Origin of the sequence: Photorhabdus sp. RM322S (assembly GCF_042879395.1) — a bacterium.
GTDB classification, from domain to species: Bacteria; Pseudomonadota; Gammaproteobacteria; order Enterobacterales; family Enterobacteriaceae; genus Photorhabdus; species Photorhabdus khanii.
This window is the reverse complement of record NZ_JBHFKW010000082.1, coordinates 1-5,994: the sequence shown is the minus strand read 5'-3', so window position 1 is coordinate 5,994 and position 5,994 is coordinate 1. Positions and strand designations below refer to the sequence as shown.

Sequence of the window (5,994 nt, the reverse complement as noted above, 5' to 3'; positions counted from 1 at the left end):
TCATCGGCGGTAAAGTGGGATGGCGGCAGATTGGTGAGCCAAAAACAAAAGCGTTTTTCCTGCGCAAACCAACGCCGGATGACCCGAAATTCGAATCGGCCACGCCGACAGGTGAAATCCAGTACTTCAGCACGGTTTTTTTTGCGGCTAATCTCCCGGAGCTTTTTGCCCGCCAGTGTCGGTAATTGTCGCCCCTGTCCATTTCGGGCACTGACAATCAGGGGATTAAGCGATTGGCTTCCCCGAACGATAAATGACCCTCCGGACAGGGAAAGTTGTTCGAAGTACCCGAAATCCACGTAACCGGCATCCGCCAGCAGCAATTTATTGCGTAAGGTGTGAGGGGCAGGCAGATAAGCCCGCTCGGATGCCGTGTCTGCGGTCACCGTCATGGCGATGGGCGATTGGCTGAACAAAGACAGGGTCATATGGCACTCAACCGCCGCCTTCAAGGGACTGAAACGACAGGGAAAAACCCCGGCTAACTCGGGATGAACGTTGAATGAGCTGCCATCCTGCAAGAGGATATCGTCAAACTGGCCGAATTTTTTGGGTAAGGGGGGCAAAGCTTTTTCAATCAACTGAGCCATAGCAAACGTCGCCAGCGTCTTCATAAAATCGGCGAAGGCGCTTTTACGCAACTGATTATGGAAGGGCTTATAGGCGACAGTGTGTTTTTCACTCAGACACATGCCGTTAAATTGCCGGTGCAGGTCAGCGATGGAGGTGCAGTTTCCTTTGCTCAGTGCGGCTATCAGACTGAGAACCAGAGACTGTGGCCCAATATTTCTGAGCCGTTCCATAAAGCCACATCGGCGGGCGGTTTTTTCAAGAAAAACGTCACTGAAGAATTGCATTAACTGAAGTTTTGTGGAGATAATTGTCATCGGCTTTATTCTCTGCTCTCGGTATTTTGTTTGGCGACAATTATCAGATCATAAATAAAGCCTTTTTTCTATCTAAAATAACCGGTTGGCGCTAAAGATCCTGTTTATGAGGCTCTTTTACAGACGATTAAATAATTAAGGGACACAGCCTAGTATTAAGCATGGTTCAGTTCCCCCAGTGGCTTGCATGAGGCAAATACCAAAGGAAAGCCTGCTAGCAGAGTACAAGCTTCTATTTCCGTAGTAGCTAATATTGAAATCATGCGTAATGGGGAAAGTTTGATTATCAGTCGGTTAGAACGGGCGTTAATAAATATATAGGGCTTTGAATGTGCGCGTATGTTACTATTAGCGTTAGCCATAGCATTAGCTCCAATAATGTTGTGGTCAGAAGCCCGGTTAGTGGTGAGACACTACCGGGCTCCGTTGTTTTTGAAACCCTTTGAATATACACTGGTATATACAATATACATTAAATCATGGGGTATATACCTTGTCAATGCCAAATAAAAGATCTCCTCAATTTCCGATGAGATTAACAGAGGAATTTCGTCTCCAGCTTGAAGCGGAAATGAAGAAAGATGGTGATACGTCTTTGGCAACATGGATAAAACGAATTTTGCGTAAAGAGCTGCTGGCGCGTGGTATTGAACCGAAAGGTTGAAGCATTTTGAAATACCAAGAGGCACCCATTCTAAGTGCCTCTTATTTTAAATTATCCTAATAACTTTAATATGCGCGTCTTAACCTACCGTAATCTGAACAGGTTTCCCTATACGGGTTAACATATTAACCAATGCGTCAATGGTGAATTTATTTACTTTTTTATTCACAACATCAGATACTCTTGGACGAGAAATGTGCAACACTGTTGCTACATCAGTTTGTTTTATTTTTTTATCTACAATCCATAGGGTAATTTCTCCTATTAACCGTTCTTTGATTTGCAGTGTGTTTTCTATTTCTCGTAAAGAAGTTGTATGAAGTTGCTGAGCTTCTTGCTCAGTAAAACCTAATTCAGAAAATATATTATGTCCGGCTGGAGTTGCCCTACGAATTTCAGTGTCAATTTTAGTAGTCATTTGATATTTCTCCGTTGCTGGATAACTGCGTTGTATCGTACTTTAGCGATATCCTTGTCCTGTTTATTCGTTTGTTGAGTTTTCTTCTGAAAACTATGTAATACGTAAATAGCTTCATCAAATTTAGCAACATACATAATGCGATAAATACCTGTACTGTCTCTTAGCCGTATTTCTTTTACGCCAGAACCGATGTCAGAAAAGGGTTTCCAGTCTTCAGGATCTATTCCACGCTGTATTCTGTGAAGCTGATAGCCTGCGTCTTTACGTGTGTCTATAGGAAAGGCTAACAAGTCTTCATAAGAAGAACCAATCCAGGCAATTTCTTTCTCTGTACCGCTCCTGATTTTCGTCATAGTTTTCCTTCCTTATTTAATTGTATGCAATGCTGAAATCATGTGTAATGGGCGAAGTTCGATTATCAATCGATAAGAAAGGTACGTTATAAAATGTATAGCGTTTTGAATGCGTGCGTATGTTACTATTAGCGTTAGCCATAGCATTAGCTCCAATAATGTTGTGGTTAGAAACCCGATTAGTGGTGAGACACTACCAAGCTCCGTTGTTTTTGAAACTCTTTGAATATACACTGGTATATACAGTAGCATTAAATCATAGGGTATATACCTTGTCAATACAAAATAAAAGATCTCCTCAATTTCCTATGAGGTTAACAGAGGAATTTCGTCTCCAGCTTGAAGCAGAAATGAAGAAAGATGGTGATACATCTTTAGCAACATGGATAAAACGAATTTTGCGCAAAGAGCTGCTGGCACGTGGTATTGAACCGAAAGGTTGAATCATTTTGAAATACCAAGAGGCACCTATTCTAAGTGCCTCCTATTTTGAATTGTTAATATATGTGCTTTAACCCACCGTAATCTGAACAGGTTTCCCTATACGGATTAACATATTAACCAATGCGTCAATGGTGAATTTATTTACTTTTTTATTCACAACGTCAGACACTCTTGGACGAGAAATGTGTAACATCTCTGCTACTTCAGCTTGTTTCATTTTTTCATCCACAATCCATAAAGTAATTTCTTCCATTAACCGTTCTTTAATTTGCAGTGTGTTTTCTATTTCTTGTAAAGAAGTTGTATGAAGCTGCTGAGCCTCTTGCTCAGTAAAACCTAATTCAGAAAATATATTATGTCCGGCTGGAGTTACCCTACGAATTTCAGTGTCAATTTTAGTGGTCATTTGATATTTCCCCGATGCTGGATAACTACGTTGTATCGCACTTTAGCGATATCCTTGTCCTGTTTATTCGTTTGTTAAGTTTTCTTCTGAAAACTATGTAATATGTAAAATAACTTCATCAAATTTAACAACATACATAATACGATAAATACCTATACTGTCTCTTAGCCGCATTTCTTTTACACCAGAACCGATGCCAAAAAAGGGTTTCCAGCTTTCAAGATCTATTCCATGCTGCATTCTATGAAACTGATAGCCTGCGTCTTTACGTTCGGTCTATAGCAAAGGCTAACAAATCTTCACAATAAGAACCAATACAGACAATTTCTTTCTCTAGGCTGTGTCCCTCAACTGTCTGCACAGTGAAAAACCATGCAGTTTTCTCGGTGATTGATAGCAAAAATGTAGATTAATGGTTCAAAAAATGAACGGAATTGACGTTTTCTCTTCACCTTCAGCCAGTCCAAATGAATTGCGGGACACAACCTAGTACCGCTCCTGATTTTTATCATAGTTTCCTTCCTTATTTGGATGTATAAAATTTTATACCATTCCGTAAAAAATTGCAAATGCAGAATTGAAGGAGTTTGAAGCCTGACGAGGAGAAAATGTACGATAGGTATGTTCAGGCCGCTGACAAACTTGGCTATTTCAAACATTACATTGAGATGACTGGTAGCAAGTCGCGTCTCGATATCAAGTTGCCCAACGGTTTGTACTACAGATTCAGAGGAAAAATGGGTAAATTGGATAAACTACAGTCATATCTATGACGGTTAGTTATGTAAAAACTTTTCAATAGATGAAACGCAATTACCGCTTCGTTTATTGCGCGAATGAGGGAAATTTATCGCGCACGGCATCACAATACACCGGATAAAACATTTAACAACTCAATGAAAACTCAGGCAGTAAAACTATTCGATATAGAACAGGTGTCGTTATAACTGATTGACTGGATGCATCCTATTTGTGATCCATTGAGAAATAGAATCGACAAAAGACGAGATTGAGTAATATCACTATAATACTCGGAATGAGAATCGCTTCACAGATTTGTCATCTTTTTAATATGGTGAACTTTTTCTTTTTACTTGTTTTCCCTTTTTAGGTGATCGGTAAACTACTTTTTTCAGTGATTAGTGAGCTAAGGGTAAAAAACAGGTATCTATTAATCTCAGATTTTGAAAAAGCATAGAGTCACTAAAAATGGCTTATTCCCTATCATGTTTAATGTATTTATCAACGATGTTATCCTTCTCTTATTTTACATTTACCTGTCCTGCTATGACCATTTAAAAGCACGAAAACAGAGATATTAAATCTTTTATATAAAAGACGGATTTAACTATAAGTGCAGATTTTTAAAAAGACATTAATTGAATTTAATAGAAATTTATTAACCACTAATAGAAAATTGAGAAAACCAGTAAAAAAAGATATTATCCGAAAAACATAAAAGGGTATCTTTATACCATCAGGCTATTTACAGGTTGATTTATGAAGATAAAAGACTTATAAAAACTGCTCAGGATTGCCGGTAAAACAGCATCAGTACAGATAAGAAATGAGTATAATCAACGTTGGTTAAACGTAAAAACACAATATGCCATGATGATTAAACTTAACAAAAATCAGGTGTTAAAAATGATAAAAAAACGATTAAAACCTTATTATACAAGTTAAAACCAGAAGTTAAAAAAATGGCTTTTAATAACAGTTTTAAACCATCCCATCATAAATCTATCAGTGAAAAATGAGAAAAAGAATTGGCTTTATTAATGCCTATATACCCGGTAAAAAAGGATAAATAAAAATCTGAATCGGTTAATCAGACAATCTACCTTCTAAAAGTAACCGGCTTTAATAACGTTTTCAACTGGTGAATAAACTCTTTCATAAACCAGTTAAATAGAATTTCATAATACCGATACAGTTGGTCTATTCGATTGATATCTGAAAAGGGCTACTCTGACGTCTGATGAACCGCTTTGTACTATGCATACCACAACCCTTGTTATGTAAGGTGTTGGCAAGGTGTATCACTATTTTGAAAAGTTATTTAAATAATCATTCATAAAAAAACAGGAATAACAAAATCCACAAATAAATAACTTAACCGAATACGAGCTGGATTACTTATAGTGTTATTGTATTGAATTTGTTATGTAACTCTGTGATACATTGAATACTCCCATTTAAACTTGTTTTACACTATTTTAGCCTGTCTAATAGCATTGCTTGCGGTTTTATTTAAATCATGATTCTTTTTATACCTTAAATGTGATTTAACGCAAAAATAAATTCATGTCGTTATTTTTTTCAAGCTATTTTCGTAATCTGTTAACGCTTAAATATTCATTTAATCATTATAACCTTTCAGGCTAATTAATTTGCCAGACTTTTCACTATTGTTGATATGATAAGGTGTTATTAAATTAATTCACCGTTCTATTTAAACATCATTTAAATAGATGTCGATCGGCAAGCTGCTTTTTTCGGTGATTAATGAGCTAAGGGTAAAAAACAGGTGTCCATTAATACCAGATTTTATATAAAAGACGGATTTAATTATAAATGGCAGATTTTTAAAAAGACATTGGTTGAATTTAATAGAAGTTTATTAACCATTAACAGAAAATTGAAAAAATCAGCAAAAAAAGAATATTATCCTAAAAGCATAAAGGGGTATCTTTATACCATCAGGCTATTTATAGGTTGATTTATGAAGATAAAAAACTTATAAAAACTGCTCAGGATTGCCAGTAAAACAGCGTCAGAAAAGATAAAAATTAAGTATAATCAACATTGATTATACC

8 protein-coding genes are annotated in these 5,994 nt (G+C 36.8%); 2 read left to right on the top strand and 6 right to left on the bottom strand.

Features of this window, described 5'->3' with window-relative positions:
- Together ACGF63_RS22120 and ACGF63_RS22115 are read right to left on the bottom strand one after the other, a co-directional pair.
- Positions 1-887: IS4 family transposase (locus tag ACGF63_RS22120; protein WP_387633236.1), on the bottom strand; the 887-nt coding region annotated here is incomplete at its 3' end.
- A 155-nt stretch (positions 888-1,042) separates the two neighbouring features.
- Positions 1,043-1,249: a hypothetical protein gene (locus ACGF63_RS22115; protein WP_387633234.1), complete on the bottom strand. Its 207-nt coding sequence runs from the start codon at positions 1,247-1,249 to the stop codon at positions 1,043-1,045.
- A 137-nt stretch (positions 1,250-1,386) separates the two neighbouring features.
- Here ACGF63_RS22115 and ACGF63_RS22110 point away from each other — a divergent pair, with 137 nt between their 5' ends.
- Positions 1,387-1,551 (top strand): hypothetical protein, encoded by a 165-nt coding sequence (locus tag ACGF63_RS22110; protein WP_152963025.1) that lies wholly within the window; start codon positions 1,387-1,389, stop codon positions 1,549-1,551.
- Between the two features lie 79 nt (positions 1,552-1,630).
- On the opposite strand, the gene ACGF63_RS22105 is transcribed toward ACGF63_RS22110, so the two are convergent.
- On the bottom strand, positions 1,631-1,969 hold the full coding sequence (locus ACGF63_RS22105; protein WP_132354354.1) for a helix-turn-helix domain-containing protein: 339 nt from the start codon (positions 1,967-1,969) through the stop codon (positions 1,631-1,633).
- Positions 1,966-2,325 (bottom strand): type II toxin-antitoxin system RelE/ParE family toxin, encoded by a 360-nt coding sequence (locus ACGF63_RS22100; protein ID WP_118987844.1) that lies wholly within the window; start codon positions 2,323-2,325, stop codon positions 1,966-1,968. Before ACGF63_RS22100 ends, ACGF63_RS22105 begins: the two co-directional genes overlap by 4 nt.
- Positions 2,326-2,444: 119 nt before the next feature.
- On the opposite strand from ACGF63_RS22100, the gene ACGF63_RS22095 reads away from it, so the two are divergent.
- On the top strand, positions 2,445-2,768 hold the full coding sequence (locus ACGF63_RS22095; RefSeq protein ID WP_036843602.1) for a hypothetical protein: 324 nt from the start codon (positions 2,445-2,447) through the stop codon (positions 2,766-2,768).
- A gap of 68 nt (positions 2,769-2,836) precedes the next feature.
- Here ACGF63_RS22095 and ACGF63_RS22090 read toward each other — a convergent pair whose 3' ends face one another.
- Positions 2,837-3,175, bottom strand: coding sequence for a helix-turn-helix domain-containing protein (locus tag ACGF63_RS22090; protein ID WP_132355312.1), 339 nt, complete (start codon positions 3,173-3,175; stop codon positions 2,837-2,839).
- A gap of 93 nt (positions 3,176-3,268) precedes the next feature.
- Complete coding sequence (locus ACGF63_RS22085; protein ID WP_387633232.1) at positions 3,269-3,415, bottom strand: type II toxin-antitoxin system RelE/ParE family toxin; 147 nt, start codon at positions 3,413-3,415, stop codon at positions 3,269-3,271.
- Between the last annotated feature and the right edge of the window lie 2,579 nt (positions 3,416-5,994).